The following is a 23,699-nucleotide window of genomic DNA, read 5'->3' as shown; positions in this document are numbered from 1 at the left end:
CCAGGCCCTCACTGCAGGTGCTGCGCCGGCGTGGGTGGCCGCCGGCGCGATGGAGTGGCTTACCAGCCGAAGCCGGCACCGACGCCAACCGAGCTGTCGTCGCTGCTGAAAGCACCGCCGAAGGTCACCGTGGCGCGATCGCTGATCGCACGCTGGTAGCCCAGCGACAACGCCGACTCGCCGCCCTGGAAACCAATGCCGACGCCGACCCGGTTCTGGGTGCGGATACCGGCGGCACTGGTGGCCATGTTGAGCATCGCCGCGCTCATCGCACCCTGGCGGTCGATGCGGCGATCCATGTGGCGCAGGCGTCCGTCGATCTCGCCCTTGAACACATCGAAGCTGTCGGCGACGGCCTGGACGCGGCTGTCGGTGTAGCTGTTGGCCGTGGCCATGCCACGGTCGAGCTGGCCCTTGTTGACCGCATCGGTGGCCGTGGTACCCGCCGCCACATTGGTGACCTGGCGCTCGTTGCCTTCACTGCCCACCGAGACCGTGTTGGCACGATCGGCAACCGAGCCCTGGCCCAGCGCCACGGCATTTGCCGCAGTGGCATTGGCGCCCTGGCCGATGGCCGTGGACGAAGCGCCACTGGCGACGGCGCCCTCGCCCATGGCGACGGCATTGAAGCCGTTTGCCGGCGTGCCCACCGGAATGCCGGCACCCGCTGCGGCGGCGGTCGGCGTGCCCTGCACGCGCGCGGTGCTGGCCGGTGCCGCGTCGGCCGTTGCCGGAGCATCGGCCACGCTGGCCAGCGGGCTTTCATCCAGCGCGGCACTCATCGCGCGCAGGTTGGCAGTCCCGGCACGCGAGCCACCGGCGGTTCTGCGGTCGATCTCGCTGACCTTGCGGTCCAGCGCGCCGAGCGCATCGCCGACGTTGCTGTAGGTGGCGCCCTGGATCACGTAGTTCGGGGCCACGAACACACCCTGCATGCCGACGCTGGCACCACCGCCGAGGAAGCTGGCGGCATCGCTGAGCGACTGGAACAGCTGGCCGCCGTTGATCGCCTGGCGACTGCCCGCGGCAATGCTGCCGGCACCGACGTTGTCGATGGTGGTGCCCTGGAAACCAGACAGGGTCAGGCGGTCACGGCTGGCGTCGTCGTAGCTGACCGCGCTGGCCGCGGTGGTTTCCACGGTGGCGATGCGCGAATCGAAATCGCCCACGCGCGTTTCCACCGCGCCCACCCGCTGGTTGGTGACGTTGAGCTGGGAGCCGGTGATGGCATCGCTGCTGCCGGCGGCGATGCGGCCATCGGCCACATTGACGATGCGGCGCGTGGCTGGACCATCGGTGCCATTGCCACCGCCGACCGACACCACGTTGGCATCGAGCGCACGCGAGCCCGCACCCAGCGCCACCGAGTTGGCACCGGACGCGCCGGCACTGCTGCCCAGTGCAAGTGCACCGTTGCCGATCGCCATCGCGTTGGCGCCCAGCGCATTGCTGCGCGCGCCGCTGGCACTGGCCGCCGAACCGATCGCGGCGGCATCACTGCCGCTGGCGCTGGCAATACCTGCGCCGGTGGCCTTGACGTAACGTGCCGTGCCATCGGCAGTCGCTGCGACCGCATCAAGCTGGCCACGATTGACCGCATCGGTGCGCTCGGTACCGGCAGCGACGCGAGTGATCTGACGATCACTGGTACTGCTGCCCACCGACACGGTGTTGGCACGGTCGGCCACCGAGCCTGCGCCCAGTGCGATGCTGCCGGCCGCCGAAGCGTTGGCACTGACACCCACCGCGGTGGCATTGGCGCCGGTGGCCTTGCTGCCGTAACCCACTGCAGTGCCAAGGCGACCACTGGCTTCGGCATAGCTGCCCAGCGCCGAAGCGCCGTCGGCCGAAGCATTGGCGCGGAAACCACTGGCCTGCGACTGGGTGCCGCTGGCCGTGGCCTGCGCGCCGCTGGCAGTGCTGTAGGCGCCCTTGGCCTGGGCGCCGGCGCCGGTAGCACTGGCGCCGAGTTCGCTGGCGCTGGCGCCACTGCCCACGGCCACACTGTCGACACCCCCGGCCTGCGCCGCGTTGCCGAGCGCCGCCGCATTGTTGCCGGTGGCCAGTGCATCGAAGCCTACGGCGGTGGCATTGCCGGCCATGGCATTGGCACCACTGCCCAGCGCGGTGGCGCCGTTGCCGATGGCGTTGGCCGCGTTGCCGGCGGCCAGTGCGTTGTCACCGTCCACCAGGGCACCGGCCTCGCCATCGGCATTGCCGCTGGCCTGGAACTGCCGGCTGGTCTTGTCGGCGACGCTGGCGACTGCATCCAACTGGCCCTTGTTCACCGCATCGGTGGCTTCGGTACCGGCTGCGACATGGGTGACCTGGCGCTCACCGCCCCCCTTGCCGACGGCCACCGTGTTGTCACGGTCGGCCTTGGACCCGGCGCCGAGCGCGACGCTGTTGCTGCCGTTGACGGTGGCATTGGCACCCAGCGCGGTGGCGCTGCTGCCCGCCGCCCACGAATTCCAGCCGATCGCCGTGGCGTAGTCTTCGGTGGCCCATGCACCGGCGCCGAACGCCGCCGCACCGGTCCCACTGGCACGCGACGGGATCAGGCCGAAGAAGGTGCTGCCACCGATCGCCACGCTTTCTTCGCCACTGGCTTCGCTGGACTGACCGACCGCTACTGCACCGCTACCGGCGGCGGCGGCACCGAAGCCGACCGCCGTGGTGTTGGCGCCACTGGCCGCCGAACCGTAGCCCAGTGCCGTGCCGAGCCGACCGCTGGCTTCGGCATAACCGCCGACAGCGGTAGTGCCATCGGCGGACGCGGCGCTGCGGAAGCCGCTGGCCAATGCCTGGGTGCCGCTGGCATTGGCTTCGGCGCCGCTGGCGGTGCTGTACGCACCACTGGCCTGCGCACGCGCACCGGTGGCTGTGGCGCCCAGTTCACTGGCGCTGGCGCCGGTACCGAGCGCCAGGCTGTCTTCGCCGGTGGCCTGTGCCGTGCTGCCCAGGGCCGCCGCGTTGCTGCCGGTGGCCAGCGCATCGATGCCTACCGCCGTGGCGTTGGCCGCGAGCGCATTGGCACCACTACCCAGCGCGGTGGCGCCGTTGCCGATGGCATTGGCGGCGTCACCTGCGGCCAGCGCGTTATCGCCCTCCACCAGCGCCCCGGTTTCACCATCGGCATTGCCGCTGGCCTGGAACTGCCGGCTGGTCTTTTCCGCTGCCGCGGCTACGGCATCGAGCTGATTCCTGTTGACCGCATCATTGCCCTGCGTGCCATCGGCCACGTTGGTGATCTGGCGGGTGTTGCCACCGCCGCCCACCGACACGGTGTTGTCGCGATCCGCGATCGAATCGGCACCCAGCGCCACGCTGTTGGCGCCGCGCGATTCGGCGGCGTTGCCCAGTGCCGTGCTGTTGATGCCCCCCGACCAGGCGCCACCACCCACCGCAGTGGAATAGTTACCCGACGCTTCGGTGGCCAGCACGCCAAACAGCGAGCCGCCGACGGCGACACTGTTGGTGCCGGTGGCCAGGCTGCCCTGGCCGGTGGCGGTGCTGTAGGCGCCGGACGCTTCCGAGTCGCCACCCACTGCCACGCTGTTGGAGCCGGAGGCGTTGGCGAAGTTGCCGAACGCGGTGGCGTTGAACGCCGAGGCCTGTGCGTAGCCACCGATGGCGGTGCTGTAACCGCCAGTGGCTTCGGCACCGATACCGAAGGCCGCTGACGCCGTGCCGCTGGCTACGCTCTCGCTGCCGACAGCGGTGGCCGCGTCGCCGCTGGCATTGCTGAAGTAGCCCACGGCCACGGCCTCTTCGCCGGACGCTTCGGACAGCACGCCATTGGCAGTGCTACCGGCGCCACTGGCGATGCTGGCCGCACCGAACGCCGCGCTCTGCTCGCCGCTGGCTTCGCTTTCCGCGCCATGCGCGGTGGCGTACTCGCCCGTGGCCTGTGCGTTGGCACCAACAGCGCTGGCGTTGGCTGCGGTCGCCAACGCATTGAAGCCCAGCGCCTGTGCGTTGCTGGCCAGCGCGTTGGCGCCGCTACCCAGTGCGGTGGCGCCATTGCCGATGGCGTTGGCGGCATCACCGGCCGCCAGTGCGTTGTCACCTTCCACCAATGCACCGGCTACGTCGTCGCCGTTGCCGCTGGCCTGGAAGAAGCGGCTGGTGGTGGTGGCCGTGGTCGCCACCGCATCCAGCTGCGCCTTGTTCACCGCATCGGTGGCCTGGGTGCCGGCGGCGACGTTGGTGACCTGGCGTTCGTTGCCGGCGCTGCCCACCGACACCGTGCGCGCTCGGTTGGCGACCGAACCGGCACCCAGCGCGACCGTATTGCTGGCGCTGGCATTGCTGCCCGCACCCAGCGCGATCGCGCTTTCACCACCGGCTACCGTGTTGGTGCCGATGGCGATGCTGTTGATGCTGTTGCCCAGCGCCTGGAAGCCCAGCGCCACGCTGTTGTCGCCATAGCCGAAGGCACCGCGGCCAACGGCGGTGGAACTGGCGCCGTTGGCCCAGCTGTTGTAACCGATGGAGGTCGCGCCGCTGCCGCTGGCCCAGGCCGCGTTGCCGAAAGCTGACGCGTTGGTGGCGGTGGCCCATGCACCCGAACCGAATGCCGCAGCGCCGCTGGCGGTCGCCCAGCTGTAACCACCGACGGCGGTGCTGTCATCGCTGCTGGCGAATGCGCTGTCGCCGACCGCAACCGCATAGCTGCCGGTGGCGCGCGACTTGCCGCCTGCGGCGAAGCTGTTGTCACCACTGGCCTTGGCCGCGTTGCCGAAAGCGCTGCTGGCAGCCCCGGTGGCCTGCGCGCCGCTACCGACTGCGGTGGCATCGGCAACAGCGGTGGTGCCCACCTGCTGCGCCGTGCCATCGGCACCGATGATCGGCTGGTTGAACTCGTCGTAGGCCTGGCCGAGGCCACCGATGGCGACACCGCCATTACCGGTGGCCGCACTGTTACGGCCCACGGCCACGCTGTCATCGCCGATGGCCGACGCGGCAGCACCCTGCGCGATGGCACCTGCGCCGATCGCATTGCTCGACGAACCCACAGCGATGGAGCCTTCGCCATCAGCCAGTGCGCCAGCATCACTGCCCGCCTCCGGCTGTGCCTGGAAGAAACGCGCGGTGGTGTCGGCAGTGCCGGCCACGGCGTCGAGCTGGGCTTTGTTCACCGCATCGGTGGCTTCGCTGCCCGCAGCGACGCTGGTGATCTGCCGCTCGTTACCGGCGCTGCCGACGGCCACGCTGTTGGCGCGCACCGCTTCGGAGTTGGCCCCGAGCGCGACACTGTTGGCGCCGCGCGCAGTGGCGTAGTAGCCCACGGCCGTGCTCTGCGCACCGCTCGCCCAGGTCTGCGCGCCGAGGGCACTGGCGTTCTCGCCCGGCGCATAGGCGAAGTAGCCGACCGCGGTCGCTTCGGCGCCGGAGGCTTCGCTGAGGCTGCCGTTGGCCACGGCACGGTCGCCACTGGCGATGGCACCGGCACCGACGGCGGTGGCGGCTTCGCCACTGGCCTGGGTCTGCACGAAGAAGCCCAGGCCGGGGATCAGGTCAGCCGGACCACCGATGGCGACGCTGCTGGTGCCCGTCGCGTTGCTCTGCGTACCCAGCGCGGTGGAGTAGTCACCGATGGCATTGGCCACCGCACCGAACGCGGACGCCTGTGCGCCGGCGGCATAGGCGCCGACGCCGTAGGACGACGCCGCAAAACCACTGGCTTCGGCACTGGCGCCGACCGCAGTGCCGCCGACGCCTGCGCTGGTTGCACCGGTTTCCACCGGCACGCCGCCGCTGGTGATCAGCGGGTTGCCATCGGCATCCACCGCAGCGCCACCCACGGCAACGCTGCCTGGACCATTGGCCTGCGCGTTGTTGCCGAACGCGGCACTGTTCTGGCCCGAGGCCAGCGCGTTGTTGCCAACGGCAGTGGCGTTCTGCGCGATGGCGGTGGCGCCGGCACCGACTGCAGTGGTGCCGTTGCCGATGGCATTGGCGGCCTCGCCGGCCGCCAGCGCCTCGTCGCCCTCGGCCAGTGCACCGGCATCGCTGTTGCTGCTGCCGTTAGCCTGGAAGCGCTTGGCGGTGGCATCGGCCACGGCGGCAACGTCCTTCAGCTGACCGACATTGACTGCATCGTTGTCTTCGGTGCCTGCGGCCACGCTGGTGATCTGCCGGGTCAGGCCGTATTCGGCGGCACCAACGGACACGGTATCGACGCGGTCGGCCAGCGAGCCCGCGCCGAGCGCCACGCTGCCGGTGGCCACCGCCGCGGAATTCGAACCCAGCGCGGTGCTGTATTCACCGACGGCGGTGCTGAACGCACCCACCGCGATCGATGCTTCGTTGGCTGCGGTAGCGCCGCGGCCCAGCGCGGTGCTGCCCGGGCCCATCGCCACGGCACCGCCGCCAACAGCGGTGGCGCCATCGGCAGTCGCTTCGGACAGCGCACCCAGCGCGGTGGCCGCGCCGTTCTCGCTGGCGGCGGTCGCGCTTGCGCCAACCGCGGTGTCGCCGAGACCGAAGGCCGCAGCGCTCTGCCCGACCACCACGCTGGCATCGCCGATTGCCAAGGCGCCCTGGCCGAACGCGCTTGCGCCCAGGCCCGCGGCAATGGCCTGGGTACCGATGGCAGTGGTGGCATTGGCCAGCGACTGTGCGCCGGCACCGGCCGCGACTGCGCCCTGCCCGTCGATCTTCGCCGCGTCGCTGTCATCGCCTGCGCCATCGGCCTTGAAATAACGATTGCCGTCTGCGGCGACATCGGCCAGCGCGGCCTGCGTGGCGCGCGCCTGCGCGTCCAGCTGCGCCTTGTTCACCGCATCGGTGGCCTGGCTGCCTGCGGCAACATTGGTGATCTGCCGTTCCTTGCCGGTATCACCCACGGACACCGTGTTGGCACGCGTGGCCTTGGAGCCGGCGCCCAGCGCTACGCTGTTGGCCGCACTGGCGCTGCTGTTGCTGCCGATCGCCACCGCGTTGCTGCCCTTGGCCGTGGCCGAGCCTTCGATCAGGCACTTTTCGAGCAGCTTGCCGCTGAATGCCACGCAGGTGGCGCTGCCGCCGATCTGCACCGACTGTGCTGCGGCGATACCGCTCATGCCCAATCCCAATACCAGGCCCAGTGCCATCGCCAACCTTGCGGGCGCAGCCTGCGTTGCATCGCGGCGCTGGTCGACGACCCCGCCGCCGCTGTCGGAGGAGGCCAGTTCCGAGGCCACCACCAACTGACCCAATGCTTTGTTCCAGACCTTGCGATAAATCCGATTCATCGGTACGGCTCCTGATTGGACTGGTTTTGGGCAAAGCAACGCCACCGCTGGGCTTTCCGGCCCAACGTCCCCTGGGGGCGTTTATTCGCGTGATTTACTGCGGGGTATTGCCGAACGGCGCGCAGCGACAGAAAACCGAGCGCGTGCGCCAAGCGGTTACTGCGAAATGAATGATTCTGAAACGGGGTTCAAGTGTTAACGGCAACTTTGCAGATCGTCAAGACTTTGACACAGCAAATCCTATTGCCGTGAAGCACATCACTATTTCACGTGTTTATGAAAGGATTTTGTTATGCATGCGTGACGATTCCTCGACGCATGAAAATGCATGTAACTAGCGGTCGCGACTGGAGTTTCAAGCTCGCAAAGAAAAACCCGCCGATCAACGGCGGGTTTTTCCATACGCGATGGCATTGAGGCCTGCGCGATGCAGTGCGATCAGCCGCACCACACCCGCGCGTTGCGGAACATGCGCATCCACGGCGAGTCACCCTGCCACTCGGCCGGAGCCCAGCTCAGGTTGAGCGCGCGCGGGGTGCGTTCCGGGTGCGGCATCATGATGGTGACGCGGCCGTCACTGCTGGTCAGGCCGGTGATGCCGTCCGGCGAACCGTTCGGGTTCAGCGGGTACTGGCTGGCGACGTTGCCATTGCCGTCGATGTAGCGCAGCGAGACGCGTGCGGCGGCCTGGTCAACGGCGTTGTCGAACACCGCCTGGCCTTCACCATGCGCCACCGCCACCTGCAGGCGTGATCCGGCCATGCCACGCAGCAGGATCGACGGCGATTCCACCACTTCCAGCAACGCAGTGCGGGCTTCGAACTGCTCGCTGGCGTTGCGGCGGAACTGCGGCCAGTGCTCGGCACCGGGGATGATGCCCTTCAGCTGGCTCATCATCTGGCAGCCGTTGCACACGCCCAGCGCGAAGCTGTCCTCGCGCGCGAAGAACGCGGCGAAGGCATCACGCAGTGCGCTGCGCTCCAGGATCGAGGTGGCCCAGCCACGGCCGGCACCGAGCACGTCGCCGTAGCTGAAGCCGCCGCAGGCGACCAGGCCGGTGAAGTCCTGCAGGGCCACGCGGCCTTCGATCAGGTCGCTCATGTGCACGTCGAACGCGCGGAAGCCGGCACGTTCGAAGGCGTTGGCCATTTCAATCTGGCCGTTCACGCCCTGCTCGCGCAGCACGGCCACGCGCGGGCGCGCACCGGTGCTGATGAACGGCGCCGCCACGTCTTCGTTGAGGTCGAAGCTGAGCTTCGGCTTCAGGCCCGGCGCATTGAAGGCACGGGCGACCTCGCGCTCGGCATCCGCGTTGGCCGGGTTGTCGCGGCGCTTCTGCATCGCGTGGGTGACCGACCACCAGGCGTCGAACAGCGCGTCCCAGCGCCACTCGGCCAGGTTCTCGCCACCCAGCGACACGCGCACCACCGGTGCGGTGGTCGGCTTGGCGATGCGCTGTGCGCATTCGGTCAGTGCGTGGCGTTCGACCAGATCGGCGAACGCAGCACGGTCTTCGCGCGCGATCTGCACCACCGCACCCAGTTCTTCATTGAACAGGCTGCGGAACGGATCATCGCCCCAGGCATCGAGGGTGATATCCAGGCCCAGGCGCGAGGTGAAGGCCATTTCGCACAGCGCAGCGAAGGCGCCGCCGTCGCTGCGGTCGTGATAGGCCAGCAGCAGGCCGGACTGGCGCGCATCGCGGATCAGTTCAAAGAAGCCACGCAGGCGCTGCGGGTCGTCCAGGTCCGGCGCGGCACCGGCGAAGGCCGGCAGATCGCCGTGGTCGGCATGCACCTGGGCCAGGATCGAACCGCCCAGGCGCTGCTTGCCGGCACCGAGGCCGATCAGCCACAGCTCGCTTTCCACGTCGCGGTCGAGCAGCGGCGTCAGCTGCTGGCGCACGTCAGCCACCGGCGCAAACGCCGAGATCACCAGTGACACCGGCGACACGCTCTTGTGCGCTTCGCCCTGGTCGTGCCACTGCGCCTGCATCGACAGCGAGTCCTTGCCCACCGGGATGCTGATGTCCAGCTGCGGGCACAGTTCCATGCCCACCGCCTTCACTGCGTCGTACAGCAGCGCGTCTTCGCCCGGGTGGCCGGCCGCGGCCATCCAGTTCGCCGACAGCTTGATCTCGTCCAGCGCATCGACCGGGGCCGCGCACAGGTTGGTCAGCGCTTCGCCCACCGCCATGCGTGCCGACGCAGCAGCGTCGAGCAGGGCCAGCGGGGTGCGCTCGCCGATCGACATCGCTTCGCCGGCCACGCCATCGAAATCGGCCAGGGTGATCGCCACGTCGGCCACCGGCAGCTGCCACGGGCCGACCATCTGTTCGCGCGCGGTCAGGCCGCCGACGCTGCGGTCACCGATGGTGACCAGGAAGTTCTTCGAGGCGACGGTCGGGTGCGCGAGCACGCGCAAGCCCGCTTCCTGCAGGTCCAGGCCACCGGTTTTCAGCGCCGGCCAGCGCGGGGCCGGCGGGTGCGCGGTGTCACGGTGCATCTTCGGCGGCTTGCCGAACAGCACGTCCATCGGCAGGTCGATCGGTGCATCGGCCGGGGTGTGGCCCGGCACGGCACCGTAGGCCACCACCAGGTGTTCCTCGGCGGTGGCCACGCCAACCGCAGCGAACGGGCAGCGCTCGCGGGCACACAGCGCAGCGAACTCGGCCAGGCGCTCCTGGGCCACGCCCAGCACGTAGCGCTCCTGCGACTCGTTGCACCACAGCTGCATCGGCGACAGCGACGGATCGTCGGTGGGCACCTTGCCCAGATCGATGACGCCGCCGACCTTGGAGTCGTGCAGCAGTTCCGGGATGGCATTGGACAGGCCACCGGCACCGACGTCGTGGAAGAACTTGATCGGGTTGTTGGCGCCCATCGCCACGCAGCGGTCGATGACCTCCTGGCAGCGGCGTTCCATTTCCGGGTTGTCGCGCTGCACACTGGCGAAGTCCAGGTCCTCGGCGCTTTCGCCGGAGGCCACCGAACTGGCGGCACCGCCGCCCAGGCCGATCAGCATTGCCGGACCACCCAGCACGATCACCGCATCACCGGCCTGCAGCTGGATCTTGTCGACCTGCACGCGATCGATCGCGCCGAGGCCACCGGCCAGCATGATCGGCTTGTCGTAGGCACGCACCAGATCGGCGCCTTCCGGCAGCTCGAAGCTGCGGAAGTAGCCGAGCAGGTTCGGGCGGCCGAACTCGTTGTTGAACGCAGCGCCGCCAAGCGGGCCGTCGGTCATGATTTCCAGCGCCGGTGCCATGCGCGGGTTCAGCGCGCGCGGCGCTTCCCACGGCTGCGGCAGCTCGGGAATACGAAGGTGCGAGACCGAGAACCCGGACAGGCCCGCCTTCGGCTTGCCGCCGCGGCCGGTCGCGCCTTCGTCGCGGATCTCGCCACCGTTGCCGGTCGATGCACCCGGGAACGGCGCGATCGCGGTCGGATGGTTATGCGTTTCCACCTTGATCTGGAACGCGCTGGGCACCTGCGGCTCGCGGCGGTATTCGCCGCTGGCCGGATCCGGGCGGTAACGCGACGCCGGATGGCCTTCGATCACTGCGGCATTGTCGCTGTACGCGCTGAGCGTGTGCTGCGGGGTCTGCTGGTGGGTGTTCTTGATCATCCGGAACAGCGAGCGGTCCTGCTCCTGGCCGTCGATGGTCCAGCTGGCGTTGAAGATCTTGTGCCGGCAGTGCTCGGAATTGGCCTGCGCGAACATCATCAGCTCGACGTCGGACGGCGCGCGGCCGAGCGCGGTGAAGCGTTCGCGCAGGTAGTCGATCTCGTCCTGGGCCATGGCCAGGCCGAGGCGCTGGTTGGCGGCCTCCAGCTGGTCCACCGGCACGCGTTCCAGTTCACCGCGGGCCGGCGCCGAGAACAGCGCCAGGCCCTGTTCCACGGTCTCCAGCACCGACTGCGTCATCGGGTCGTGCAGCGCCTTGACCAGCGCCTGCTGGGCGGCGGCATCGGCCGGCCACCCCTGCACGTCGATGCGCAGGCCACGCTCGACCCGGCTGACCGGCTGCCCGGCACCACGGACCAGTTCGGTGGCCTTGCTCGACCACGGCGACAGCGTGCCCAGGCGCGGCACCACGATGCGGCTGACCGCGCCGTCGGCCACGGCCTCGGCCTGCGGCGCAGCTTCGAGGATGCGGCACAGCGTGGTCAGGTCGGGGGCGGCGCTGCCTTCGGGCTGCACGAAGTAGACGTGCCAGGCACCGCTGATGCGCAGGGAGGGAGCGATGGACTGCAGGCGGGATTCAAGACGTTCGCGGCGGAACGGCGACAGGGCGGGCGCGCCCTCAAGGACCATCATGTCCGGGGAACCGTAGTTGGGAAACGGGCCCGACATTGTACCGGAAGCGGGGGGTGGGCTTTGGCCGGGCGGCGCCCGGCACCCGCCGAGGCGCTCAAGCCAAGGCCACAGCCAGAGCAAAGGCAAAAGCCACAGCAACAGCGGGTTTCCTGGGAGATGGCGGGGTGGGTCCGGTTGCGGGGGACGCCGTGAATCCGTCCATGGAGGCTCGGTCGCCGCATCCATGCGGCTCACGCCCCCGCAACCGGACCCACCCCGCCTTCGACAGATTTCCGCGATCTGCAGTAGATCCACGCCATGCGTGGATGCTCCCCGGTAGTGCCGGCCGCTGGCCGGCAACCAGGGAAATCTCAGAAGTCAGGCACTGAAGAGCGAAGCGACCCGCTTTTGCTTTTGATTTTCTGTTCTGTCTTCCGTGGCTGGCCGCGCAGGAACCTGTCCGTGGCCGGGCGGGTGGGCTGCGCAGGGGCGTGAGCCGCATGGATGCGGCGACCGAGCTTACAGGGACGTACTTGCAGCGTCCCCTGCGCAGCCCACCCGCCCGGCCAACCCCCAGAAATCTGCTTTTCGCGGAAAGCCCCAGCCACGAGGGGGCTCCGCCGATGGCCACCGACCGCGCGCCAGCGCCGCTCTCCGCCAAATCCCCGAACCATGCACTCGCTCACGGATTGACCACACGATTGATGACAACGTTGTCCCTACCTGGTGCCGGACTCTCTCCCCGGCCTCCCAGGTACCTCCGTCCGCCCCCTCCGTCGCCTTCCCGGGCGACGCCCGGACCTGCGTCACGCGCGGCGCCATCGGGGCCCGCGCGCCCTTTGATCGGAGACTTACCCATGTACGACCCGATTGTGCGCAGTGCCGAACGTTCGACCCGAAGCTGTCGTCCCCGCCGCCTGGCCTGGCTGCTTGCCCTGGCCGCCGGTACCGCCGCCCTGCCCGGCCTGGCGCAGGCCGCCAGCTGTGCCGGCGTGGCCCAGTGGGACCAGGCCAAGATCTACCGGGCCGGCGATACCCTGCAGAAAGGAGGCGTCCTCTATCGGGCGAACCAGGACATCTGGAACGCGCCGCCGGACCATCCGGCCGGTGCGCCCTACTACACCAACCTCGGCGCCTGTGATGGCAGCGGCAGCAACCAGCCGCCGGTGGTCAGCCTGACCTCGCCGGCCAACGGCGCAACCTTCAGTGCCGGCAGCACGGTCAACGTGACCGCCACCGCCAGTGATCCGGACGGCAGCGTCGCCAAGGTCGAATTCTTCCGCGACGGCAGCACGCTCGGCGTGGCCACCAGTGCGCCGTATGCGGCCAGCTGGGCCAATGCCAGCGCCGGCAGCCACACTCTGCGCGCGGTGGCCACCGACAACAACAACGCCACCAGCAGCACCCCGACCATCACCATCACCGTCAACGCCGCCGGTGGCGATACCACCGCACCGAGCGTACCCGGTGGGCTGGCGGCCGGTACGCGCACCGCCAACAGCATCGCGCTCAGCTGGAGCCCCTCCACCGACAACACCGGTGGCAGCGGCATGGCTGGCTACGACGTGTACCGCAACGGCAGCCTGGTCGGTTCGCCGTCCAGTGCCAGCTACGTCGATGGCGGCCTGACCGCGTCGACCACCTACCGCTACCGCGTACGTGCCCGCGACAACGCCGGCAATGCGTCGGCACAGGGCACCGAGATCAGCGCCACCACGCTGGCCGGTGACGGCGGCACCACCGGCAAGCGGGTCATCGGCTACTTCACCCAGTGGGGCATCTACGGCCGCAACTACCGGGTCAAGAACATCGACAGCAGCGGCTCGGCCGCACGCCTGACCCACATCAACTACGCGTTCGGCAACGTGCGCAACAACCGCTGCGAAGTGGGCATCACCCAGCCGTCGGATCCGAACAGCGGTGCCGGTGGCGATGCTTTCGCCGACTACACCAAGGCCTTCAGCGCCGCCGAGAGTGTCAGTGGCAGCGCCGATACCTGGGACCAGCCGCTGCGTGGCAACTGGAACCAGCTCAAGCAGCTCAAGGCCAAGTACCCGGGCATGAAGGTGCTGATCTCGCTGGGTGGCTGGACCTGGTCGCGTGGTTTCTCCAGCGCGGCGCGCCCGGAAAACCGCCAGGCCTTCGTCGCCTCGTGCATCGACGCCTACATCAAGGGCAACCTGCCGGTGACCGACGGTGCCGGTGGCGCCGGTGCCGCGCTGGGCGTGTTCGACGGCATCGACATCGACTGGGAATACCCGGTGGCCTGCGGCATCGAATGCGGCAAGCCGGAAGACAACGCCAACTTCACCGCGCTGATGGCCGAGTTCCGCCGCCAGCTCGATGCGGTGCGTCCGGGCCTGTTGCTGACGGTGGCGGTGGGTGCCGGCATCGACAAGATCCGCGTCACCGATCCTGCCGCGTACCACCCGTACCTGGACTACATCAACGTGATGACCTACGACTTCCACGGCGCGTGGGATGCGAAGACCAATCACCAGTCGGCGCTGTTCGATTCGCCGAATGACCCGTCCACCGGCGACCAGAAGCTGTACAACAGCAACGACGCCATCGAGGCCTTCATCAGCCGTGGCGTGCCCGCCGCCAAGCTCAACCTGGGCATCGGCTACTACGGGCGTGGCTGGACCGGCGTGGCCAACGCCAACAACGGCCTGTACCAGACCGCGACCGGCGCCGCCCCGGGCACGTATGAAGCCGGCATCGAAGACTGGAAGGTACTGAAGAACCTGGCGTGGCCGGGCTACACCGACAACACGGCCGGTGCCACCTGGATCTACAACGGCAGCACGCTGTGGAGCTTCGATACCCCGGCCAACATCACCCGCAAGATGGGTTACGTGAAGACCCAGGGCCTGGGCGGCGCGTTCGTCTGGGAGTTCAGCGGTGACGATGCGCAGGGCACGCTGACCAAGGCGGTCAGTGATGGCCTGAAATAAGCAAAAAGCCGGGGATGCGATACGCATCCCCGGCCTCGAATCTGTAGAGCCGAGCCATGCTCGGCTGCCTCATGCGGAACCGCAGTCGAGCATGGCTCGACGCTACGATTTCGCGTCAGCGCTTCTCGGACAACTTGTCCAGCGCCGCACGCAGCTGCGCCGGCGGCAGGTAACCGCCCAGCTGGGTTCCATCCGGCGCGAAGATCGCCGGCGTGCCATTCACGCCCAGCTGCTGGCCCAGCGCGTACTGCATCGCCACCGGGTTGGTGCAGTTCTTGGCCGGCACGCTGCCGCCACGCTTGGCGTTGGTCAGGGCCTGGCGACGATCCGCTGCACACCAGACCGAGATCATGTCGGTGTAATCCTTGCTGCCCAGGCCCATGCGCGGGAACGCCAGGTACTCGACGGTGATGCCGTTGCGGTTGAGCTCGGCGATGTCCTGGTGCAGCTTGCGGCAGTAACCGCACTCGATGTCGGTGAACACGCTGATGGTGTACTTGGCGTTCGGCGCGGCGAACACGATGCGATCGCCGTGGTTGGCCTTGGCCAGCAGGCCGCGACGGTAGCCGAGCAGGCCTTCACTGTTGGCCGGGCCCTTGGCGCGGGTGTCGTAGGGCTGCGACTGGAACAGGTAGCGACCGTCATCGGACACGTACAGCAGCTGGCCGGAGACCACCACTTCGCGGAAGCCGGGGAACGGCGCGGCACCGATGTAGTCCACCTGGAAGCCGGGATTCAGCGCGGTCAGAGCGGCACGTACCGCCTGGTCGGCCGACGCGTTGGCAGCCGGGCCGGCCTTGGCCGCAGCGGCAGGCGCCTTGGCGGCCGGCGGGGCCGGCTGGGCGCAGGCGGTCAGGCTGAGTGCACCGAACACGGCGGCGATGGCAAATCGGAGCATGGAGCGATCCGCAACAGAAGAAGATCCCGGATTCTGACACAGCCACCAGAACCGGGCCGCGACGCCCGGCACGGCCCCGGGCAGCGATTCAGCCCGGCGCTCAGCCGCGCGGATGGTGGCGGGCGTGCAGCTTCTGCAGATGCTCGCGCGCCACCAGGGTGTAGATCTGGGTGGTCGACAACGAACTGTGCCCGAGCAGCATCTGCAGCGCGCGCAGGTCGGCACCGCGGTTGAGCAGATGGGTGGCGAAACTGTGGCGCAGGCCATGCGGGCTGATCCGCGCCGGGTCGATGCCGGCCACCTGCGCGTGGCGCTTGACCAGGTGCCAGAACGCCTGCCGGGTCAGTGCATGCAACGTCGGCTCGATGAACAACGGGGTCTGCCCATCCGCCAGGGCATGCACCTTGCCCTTGCCGACCAGCTGCGGGCGCGACTGCTGCAGGTAACGCTCCAGCCAATGCTGCGATTCCTCGCCCAGCGGCACCAGCCGTTCCTTGCTGCCCTTGCCGGTAACCCGCAGCACGCCCTGGCGCAGGTTGACCGCCGTGGCCGGCAGCAGCACCAGCTCGCTCACGCGCAGGCCGGCGGCATACATCAGTTCCAGCATGGCGCGATCGCGCAGGCCCAGCGGGCTGTCGATGTCCGGGGCCGCCAGCAGCGCGTCGATCTTGCTTTCGGCCAGCGCCTTGGGCAACAGGCGCGGCAGCTTCGGCGGGTCCAGCAGCGCACTCGGGTCTTCGCTACGCTCGCCACGGCGCACGCCATCGGCGAAGAACGCCCGCAGCGCCGACAGCAGGCGCGCATTGCTGCGCGGCGACCAGCCATGCCGGGTGCGCCAGGCCAGGTAGTCGAACAGCCCGGGACGTTCGATGCCGGCCAGGCCACCGTCGCGTCCATCCATCCAGCGCGCCAGCCCTTCCAGGTCGCGCCGGTAGCTGTCGAGGGTGGCGCGGGCCAGGCCGTTCTCGGCCCAGATCGCATCGAGGAAGCGCTGGATGCGCATGCTGTCGTCGGCGCGCAGCTCGGGCAGTTGCTGGACCAGCTGGCGGCGTTCGGCGGGGGTGGAAACAAGGGCCATGCGTGCAGGATACGAGGGCCACTGCGGGCACGGCCAGCTTTGCGTATGCTCGGCGCATGTCCCGCCCTGCCACCGACACGGCCCCTGCGGCCGCTACCGAAATGCCCCGCCCACGTGCCTTGTTGGCCTGGCGCGTGCTGGCGATGGTCTACGACGCACTGCCGGTGCTGGCGCTGTGGATGCTGGCCGGCACGCTGTTCACCCTCGCCTACACCTTCAGCGGCCACGCGCAGCGCGAGAACATCGCACCGTTCAGTGCCTGGCAGTGGTTGCTGTGGGCGGTGTGCTGGGGAATCACGGGGTGGTACGCCACGGCCAGCTGGCGCCGTGGCGGACAGACGCTGGGCATGCGACCGTGGCGGCTGAAACTGCAATCGAGCGATGGCACGCCGCTGCGGCGCGGCCAACTGTGGCTGCGCTTCGCGGTGGGCTCACTGTCGCTGCTGCTGGGTGGACTGGGGTTCTGGTGGGCATGGGTCGACCGCGACCGCCTGACCTGGCACGACCGCGCCAGCGGCACCCGCCTGATGCGCATGCCGAAGCGGTGATGCACCACGTGTAGAGCCGAGATCCTATGTTCGCGGTCAAGCCTGCTGGAAGCAGGCTTGACCCACCTTCAGCATGGCCGGATCGAAGTCCCGGCCGCTCTTGAACACGCCCCAGGCGATCTTGGCTAGTTTCCTTGCCAGAATGTTGAAGACGGCGGTGCTGGGGTGACCGCGTTTTGACAGCTCGTCGTAGAGCGGTTGCCCCCGGCGACACCGCTTGAGCCCCATTGCGGCCATGTAGAGCATCTGGCGCAGCACTGGCGCGCCCTGTTTGGACAGCCGACGCCGTCCCGTTCTGCCGCCAGACTCGTTGGGCCGGGGATCCAGGCCCGTGCAGGCGATCCACGCGTTGGCGTTGGCCAACGGCCAGCGCGTCATGTAGTAAATCAGGTGAGCGGCGACGGCGGGGCCGATACCAGGGATGGTCAACAGGCGCTTGTAGAGCGTGCCATGCTCTCCATCGCGACCCAAGCGCTGCAGTTCGCTTTCCAGCTCGGACAGCGTCCCAGCCAGAGCGCAGAACAGATCTGACAGCTCCCCGGGGGCACTTTTGCTTACCCCGAAGGATTGCTCCAGGCGCGCGCGTGTCTTTACCAGCGTCTGCCGCTTGCGCAGCAAATCGTGCATCTGCTGCTGCTCATCGGTACGCGGTACGTATTCACGCAGGCGATCGTTCTCCTTCTTCACGTACCGGGCGATCGCTTCGGCGTCCATGGCGTCCGTCTTGCCACGCGAGCCCGTCGCCCGGCCGTAGTGCTTGATCAGACGTGGATTGATCACATAGACAACGTGGCCTGCCTGGCCAGCCATCCGAGCCAACAACTCGTAGTACCGCCCCGTCGCCTCCATGCCAATCCGGCATCGCTGGGGCAAGGTGTTGAGCCACTGGGCTATGCCGGCCCGGGTGTTGGCGATCCTGTCGCCGGCCTTGCGGTCGGCCACTGCCGGTACGAACTCCTTGGAGTCCACGTCCACGCCAATATCGAGAGAATCAGACATTTGTACGGCTCCCAGCTATCTTTAAGGGGCTGGGGTGGTACCGCACCGACGTTAGCTTGCCTACATCGACGATCCCCTTTGGGGGCCGTACGATCCTTTATCGACGTTCGTGTGCGGGATGGGGATCGCTCGACTCGTCTGTCGGCTAGTATCCGCAGATGCATGCTTGACGGTCCCTCCACCCTGGCTCCTACATACCGCGTAGGAGCCGGGAGGAACATACAAGCATGGACTCGGCTCTACACGATCAACGCAGCGATCAGCCGGCTGGCGCCGGGTCCGGCAGGATCACCGCCGGCTGCGTCCAGAGGTCGAAGAAGGCGGACGCAAACGCATTGGCCTGCACATCATCGGCCACCGGCGACTGTCCGCTCAATTGCGCACGGGTCTTCACGAAGTCCTGCCACAGCTTCAGGCTGGCCTTCTTCAGGCGCCTCTGCTCCCCCGCGTCGGTGGCCGCCAGATAGTGCGCGTAGAGGTCGCGCATCGGTTTGCCCTGGGCCTCATAGGCCGCCGGAAGCGGCGGCAGCTGGGCGGCAGTGAAAGCCACCGATGCTGCCGGCGGCCGGTAGCCATCCGGCCCGAAAGCCTCCTTCAGCTCGTCCCCGGCATCCAGGTATTCGAAGAAGCCAGGCACGTTGTAGAGCTTGGTCCGGTAGTCGGACGAGGTATCCGGGCTGCTGGAGACCACCGTGTCAGGCAGCTCGCCCTTCAGTCCTGCGTCCCAACGGCGCGGAATGAAGAAGCCGGTCGCCTTCACGTAGGGACCCTCGATCTCCACGTCGTTCAGTTCGACCTTCGACGCCAGGCCACCGGAGTTGGTCTTGCTGGTGACGTACTGCTCGGTGACGATCACGTACTCGGCCATGGCCGGGTTGATCAGGCCACCGATTCCGTCGGCGTAGACGACCATGCGCACGCTGCCGATCTTCTCGCTCTGCAGCCGGTACTGGCCCGGCTCCAGGGCCAGGGGCATGGAGGTGTGCGGCGGCAGGGTGTGCACCTGCTGATCGATCGACAGGGTCAGCGGCGCATCGGTCGGGTTGTCGATCTCGAAGTCGACGGTGGACCGGCTGCAGCCGGCAGAAAGCAGCACGGCCGCGATGTACGGCAGAAAGCGTTGGAAGCTCATGTTCGTCCTTGAAGTGAAACGGAAACAGCCGGGCCTTGCCCGGCTCCCTGGGAATCAACCTGATTTGCGCCGGAACAGCAGTCCGGACACCGCCAGCATCACGATCGGTGGCAGCGCATAGGCAATGCGGTAATCGAACTTCAGCGCGCCGGCCATGCGCCCGAAGAACAGCTGCAGCAGCCAGAAGCCCAGCGCGAACAGGATGCCCAGGAACAGGCGCTTGCCCATGCCGCCGCTGCGCAGCGAGCCGAACGCGAACGGCACCGCCGCCAGGCACAGCGCCAGCACGTTCAACGGGTAGAACCAGCGGCTCCAGTACACGTCCTCGAAGTCACGCGCGTCCAGCCCGTTGCGCTGCCGGTAGGTGATGCTGGTGCTCAGTTCGGCCAGGCTGAGGTTGCGCGGCTTGGCGATGCCGGTGGCCAATGCGGCCGCATCCAGCTTCGAATTCCACGGTTCGCGCGCGATTTCCTGGCGGGTCGCCGAGCGCTCGCCGAAGGTATCGCGACGTACCCCGGTCAGCACCCAGCCATCCCTGTCATGCTCGGCGGTGTCGGCATGGGTCAATGAGGCGATGCCCCCGTTCTCGGCGATGCGGTACAGGCGCACGTCGCGCAGGATCAGGCGCGTGCCTTTGTCGCCGACCAGCTGCTCCTCGCCGCTCTGCGCGTTGAGGAAGGTATCGCCCTCGCGTGCCCACAGGCCCGAGTAGCGGCTGGTGGCGATATCCCGCCCCCACTTGGCGCTGGACTTCAACGCATCGGCGCGGTCCTGGCCCCAGGGGCCCAGGGTCTCGGCGCTGAACACCATCACCGCGGTCAGCAGCGACAGCGCGATCGCCACCGAAACGCTCAGGCGCTTGCGCGACAGGCCCAGCGCACGCAGCGCGGTCAGCTCCGAGGTCGCCGCCAGCTGGCCCAGGCCCATCAGTGCACCGATCACCGCGGCGGTGGGGAACATGGTGTAGGCGCGGCGTGGCACCGTGTACAGCACCCATGCGGCGGCATGGCCCAGCGTGTAGCCGTTCTTGCCGATGTCCTTGAACTCGCCGGAGAACGCCATCACCACGTCCAGGCCAACCAGCACGGCCCAGGTCAGCAGCACCGTGGTGAACACCGACCGGCCCAGGTACAGGTCGAAACGCATCGGGCGCAGCCTCATGCGCGGGCTCCCTTCGGGCGGCCCAGGCGGCCATCACGTGCATACATCCAGATTGCCAGCGCCAGCAACGGCAGGGTCAACCACCACAGGCCGAGCGCTGGGGGGATCTTGCCGTTGGCGATCCAGCCGCTGCCGATGAACATCAGATTGGTACCGACCATGTAGGCCATCAGCGCCAGCATCATGCGGCCGTAGCGCTGCTGGCGCGGCGAGCTGCGGCCCAGCGGCACGGTCAGCAGGGCGAACGCCAGCGCGATCAGCGGCGGCGCCAGGCGGCGGTGCAGCTGCGCCTGCGCCTGCGGACGCTCATCGCCGATCAGCTGCAGGGTCGGCATCAGTTCCGGGTCATCCTCGGTGCGGGTCTGCGCGCCATCGGGCAAGGCCACGTCATTGCGGGCGAAGGTCGCCAGGCGGTAGTCCAGGCCACCGGCCACCGGCCCTTCCACCTGGTGGCCGTCATCCAGCTCCAGGAAGCGCTGGCGGGTACCTTCGAAGAACATGCGGCCGCCATTGGCCGACACCACTTCCAGGCGGTCATCCTTCTGGCGCTGCAGGAACACCTTGCCCAGCTGGGTGCCATCGGGCGAGATCGAGGACAGGTAGACCACGCCGCCATTGGGCAGCGGGGTGAAGCGGCCCGGCTCCAGACCGGCCATCAGCACGCTGCGGTTGGCCTCGATGATCATCTGCTCAGCCACCCGGCCGGCCCACGGGCCCAGCCACAGCGAGCAGGCACCCACCAGGGCCACCACCGGCACCACCAGCATCAGCAGTGGCCGCAGCAGGCGTTTGGGGCCGACACCAATGGCGGTGATCACCGCCATTTCCGAGTCACGGTACAGGCGGGCGATGGCCAGCAGCAGGCCCAGCATCAGCGCCAGCGGCAGGATCAGCGGCAGGTAGGCGATGAACTGCAGGCCCAGCTGCGAGAACAGCAGCTTGGCCGGCAGGCGCCCGTCGGCGATGTTGCCGAGGATGTCCACCAGCACGCCGCCCACGCTGACCACCAGCAGGACGATCAGGGTAGCCAGGAAACTCTGGACGAAATCGCCCAGCAGGTATCGGTCGAGCTTCAGCATGGGGCGGTGGTTTAAACTCTGGGGTTCGTTCGCGGTGCCGCCCAGTCTACTGTCTGGGCGTAAACGGCCTGCGATTGTACGGACTCGCCAATGGAATCTGCTCAATGGCCCTCGAATTCACCCTGAACCACGTTGCTCCGGCCGCCGCCACCGTCGATTGCCTGGTGGTTGGCGCGTATGCCGACCATACCCTGACCCCGGCCGCACAGGCCCTGGACGCCGCCAGCGGTGGCCGCCTGACCGCCCTGGCCCAGCGCGGCGACCTGTCCGGCAAGACCGGCGCCACCACCCTGCTGCATGACCTGCCGGGCGTGACCGCCCCGCGCGTGCTGGTGGTCGGCCTGGGCGAAGCCGCCCGCTTCGGCGTGCCGCAGTACCTGAAGGCCGTCGGCGACGCCGTGCGCGCGCTGAAGGCCGGTGCTGCCCGCAGCGCACTGTTCACCCTGTCCGAAGTGGCGGTGAAGGACCGCGACGCGGCCTGGGCGATCCGCCAGGCGGTGATCGCCGCCGATCATGCCGCGTACCGCTACACCGCCACCCTGGGCAAGAAGAAGGCCGACGACGCCGGCCTGGCCCAGCTGGCCATCGCCGGTGACGACGCGCAGGCCCTGGCCCAGGGCCAGGCCATCGCCGCCGGTGTCGAGTTCGCCCGCGAACTGGGCAACCTGCCGCCGAACTACTGCACCCCGGCCCATCTGGCCGAGGTCGGCGTGAAGTTCGCCGGCGAGCACGATGGTGCCGAAGCCGAGATCCTCGACGAGACCCAGATGGAAGCGCTGGGCATGGGCTCGCTGCTGGCCGTGGCCCGTGGTTCGGCCAACCGCCCGCGCCTGGTCGTGCTGAAGTGGAACAATGGCGGCGACGCCAAGCCGTACGTGCTGGTCGGCAAGGGCATCACCTTCGATACCGGTGGCGTCAACCTGAAGACCCAGGGCGGCATCGAAGAGATGAAGTACGACATGTGCGGTGGCGCCAACGTCATCGGCACCTTCGTCGCTGCGGTCAAGGCCAAGCTGCCGCTGAACCTGGTGGTGGTGGTGCCGGCGGTGGAAAACGCCATCGACGGCAACGCCTACCGTCCGTCCGACGTGATCACCTCGATGTCGGGCAAGACCATCGAAGTGGGCAACACCGACGCCGAAGGCCGCCTGATCCTGTGCGACGCGCTGACCTACGCGCAGCGCTTCGAGCCGGCCGCGCTGGTCGACGTCGCCACCCTGACCGGCGCCTGCATGGTCGCCCTCGGCCACCAGACCGCCGGCCTGATGAGCAAGCACGACGACCTGGCCAACGAGCTGCTGGCCGCCGGCGAGCAGGTGTTCGACCGCGCCTGGCGCCTGCCGCTGTGGGACGAGTACCAGCCGATGCTGGATTCGACCTTCGCCGACGTCTACAACATCGGCGGCCGCTGGGCCGGTGCGATCACCGCCGGCTGTTTCCTGTCGCGCTTCGCCGAAGGCCAGCGCTGGGCCCACCTGGACATCGCCGGCGTGGCCAGCGATGAAGGCAAACGTGGCATGGCCACCGGCCGCCCGGTCGGCCTGCTGAGCCAGTGGCTGCTGGACCAGGCCGCCCGCGCCTGATGCCGTACCCGACCCTGGCCGGCCTCCGCCGGCCAGGGCCTCGCCCGGCACTGCCGGGCCCCTGCCTGACCCGGACCCTGCCATGCCCCGCGCCGACTTCTACCTGATCGCCAAGCCCCGCTTCCTGACCGAGCCGTTGCGCCTGGTCTGCGAGCTGGCGCGCAAGGCCAACGACGCCGGGTTGTTCACCCTGGTGCTGGCCCGCGACCAGGCCCAGGCCGAGGAGCTGGACGAACTGCTGTGGGCGTTCGACAACGATGCCTACATCCCGCACCAGATCGCCGGCGAGGACATGGACGAGGAAGAAGCCCTGGTGCTGATCGCCGTGCCGGGCACCGAGGCACCGGCGCGCCCGCTGGTGATCAACCTGCGTGATGAACCCTGGCTGGGCGAGTGCGAGCGCGTGCTGGAAGTGGTTCCGGCCGACCCGGAAGCGCGCGAACCGCTGCGCGAACGCTGGCGCCAGTACAAGGCCGCCGGTTACGACCTGAACAAGCACGACATGTAAGTCCAGCGAGGACCCCTTGATGCGCCTGTTGATCGCCCTGATTCTTCCCTGGCTGTCCTTCTTCACCATCGGCCGGCCGTTTGCCGGCATTGTCTGCCTGATCCTGCAGATCACCCTGATCGGCTGGCTGCCCGCCGCCATCTGGGCCGCCTACGCGGTCAGCCAGTACCACACCGACCAGAAGATCCGGCGCGCCCTCGGGCCGCGCTGATCTCC

Annotated in this window: 13 protein-coding genes; 5 read left to right on the top strand and 8 right to left on the bottom strand. The window is 68.5% G+C overall.

Going from position 1 to position 23,699, the window contains the following annotated elements:
• Window positions 1-59 precede the first annotated feature (59 nt).
• Both ACZK3W_RS02735 and purL read right to left on the bottom strand, forming a co-directional pair.
• Complete coding sequence (locus tag ACZK3W_RS02735; RefSeq protein ID WP_478450414.1) at window positions 60-7,238, bottom strand: ESPR-type extended signal peptide-containing protein; 7,179 nt, start codon at window positions 7,236-7,238, stop codon at window positions 60-62.
• Window positions 7,239-7,676: 438 nt separating this feature from the next.
• Window positions 7,677-11,561 carry a phosphoribosylformylglycinamidine synthase gene (gene purL / locus ACZK3W_RS02730; protein ID WP_478450413.1) on the bottom strand — a complete coding sequence of 1,295 codons (3,885 nt, stop codon included), beginning with the start codon at window positions 11,559-11,561 and terminating at the stop codon, window positions 7,677-7,679.
• 836 nt (window positions 11,562-12,397) lie between these two features.
• Here purL and ACZK3W_RS02725 point away from each other — a divergent pair.
• Window positions 12,398-14,497 (top strand): glycosyl hydrolase family 18 protein, encoded by a 2,100-nt coding sequence (locus tag ACZK3W_RS02725; protein WP_317218515.1) that lies wholly within the window; start codon window positions 12,398-12,400, stop codon window positions 14,495-14,497.
• 115 nt (window positions 14,498-14,612) lie between these two features.
• On the opposite strand, the gene ACZK3W_RS02720 is transcribed toward ACZK3W_RS02725, so the two are convergent.
• Together ACZK3W_RS02720 and xerD are read right to left on the bottom strand one after the other, a co-directional pair.
• Complete coding sequence (locus ACZK3W_RS02720; protein ID WP_317218516.1) at window positions 14,613-15,395, bottom strand: thioredoxin fold domain-containing protein; 783 nt, start codon at window positions 15,393-15,395, stop codon at window positions 14,613-14,615.
• Between the two features lie 100 nt (window positions 15,396-15,495).
• The gene (xerD, locus tag ACZK3W_RS02715; protein ID WP_478450412.1) at window positions 15,496-16,473 is read right to left on the bottom strand and encodes a site-specific tyrosine recombinase XerD; all 978 of its coding nucleotides are present in this window, start codon (window positions 16,471-16,473) and stop codon (window positions 15,496-15,498) included.
• A gap of 56 nt (window positions 16,474-16,529) precedes the next feature.
• Here xerD and ACZK3W_RS02710 point away from each other — a divergent pair, with 56 nt between their 5' ends.
• Complete coding sequence (locus tag ACZK3W_RS02710) at window positions 16,530-17,021, top strand: RDD family protein (RefSeq protein ID WP_049461829.1); 492 nt, start codon at window positions 16,530-16,532, stop codon at window positions 17,019-17,021.
• 36 nt (window positions 17,022-17,057) lie between these two features.
• Here ACZK3W_RS02710 and ACZK3W_RS02705 read toward each other — a convergent pair whose 3' ends face one another.
• The 4 genes from ACZK3W_RS02705 to lptF all read right to left on the bottom strand — a co-directional run bounded on the left by ACZK3W_RS02705 (window position 17,058) and on the right by lptF (window position 21,392).
• Window positions 17,058-18,020 carry an IS110 family transposase gene (locus ACZK3W_RS02705; RefSeq protein WP_478450411.1) on the bottom strand — a complete coding sequence of 321 codons (963 nt, stop codon included), beginning with the start codon at window positions 18,018-18,020 and terminating at the stop codon, window positions 17,058-17,060.
• 259 nt (window positions 18,021-18,279) lie between these two features.
• Complete coding sequence (locus ACZK3W_RS02700; RefSeq protein WP_478450410.1) at window positions 18,280-19,152, bottom strand: hypothetical protein; 873 nt, start codon at window positions 19,150-19,152, stop codon at window positions 18,280-18,282.
• 54 nt (window positions 19,153-19,206) lie between these two features.
• Complete coding sequence (gene lptG, locus ACZK3W_RS02695; protein ID WP_049424937.1) at window positions 19,207-20,313, bottom strand: LPS export ABC transporter permease LptG; 1,107 nt, start codon at window positions 20,311-20,313, stop codon at window positions 19,207-19,209.
• On the bottom strand, window positions 20,310-21,392 hold the full coding sequence (gene lptF / locus ACZK3W_RS02690; protein WP_032128008.1) for an LPS export ABC transporter permease LptF: 1,083 nt from the start codon (window positions 21,390-21,392) through the stop codon (window positions 20,310-20,312). The genes lptG and lptF overlap by 4 nt, the downstream gene beginning before the upstream one ends.
• 104 nt (window positions 21,393-21,496) lie before the next feature.
• Between lptF and ACZK3W_RS02685 the strand changes: the two genes are divergently transcribed.
• From ACZK3W_RS02685 to ACZK3W_RS02675, 3 genes are all read left to right on the top strand, one after another.
• Complete coding sequence (locus ACZK3W_RS02685; protein ID WP_478450409.1) at window positions 21,497-22,975, top strand: leucyl aminopeptidase; 1,479 nt, start codon at window positions 21,497-21,499, stop codon at window positions 22,973-22,975.
• Window positions 22,976-23,057: 82 nt separating this feature from the next.
• The gene (locus ACZK3W_RS02680) at window positions 23,058-23,483 is read left to right on the top strand and encodes a DNA polymerase III subunit chi (protein ID WP_049400292.1); all 426 of its coding nucleotides are present in this window, start codon (window positions 23,058-23,060) and stop codon (window positions 23,481-23,483) included.
• A gap of 19 nt (window positions 23,484-23,502) precedes the next feature.
• Window positions 23,503-23,694: a YqaE/Pmp3 family membrane protein gene (locus ACZK3W_RS02675; RefSeq protein ID WP_012510005.1), complete on the top strand. Its 192-nt coding sequence runs from the start codon at window positions 23,503-23,505 to the stop codon at window positions 23,692-23,694.
• Window positions 23,695-23,699: the final 5 nt, after the last annotated feature.

It is taken from the genome of Stenotrophomonas sp. 80084_Sma (genome assembly GCF_056481995.1).
Note: the sequence above shows the minus strand (reverse complement) of the source record. Positions and strands in the feature narration are given on the sequence as shown.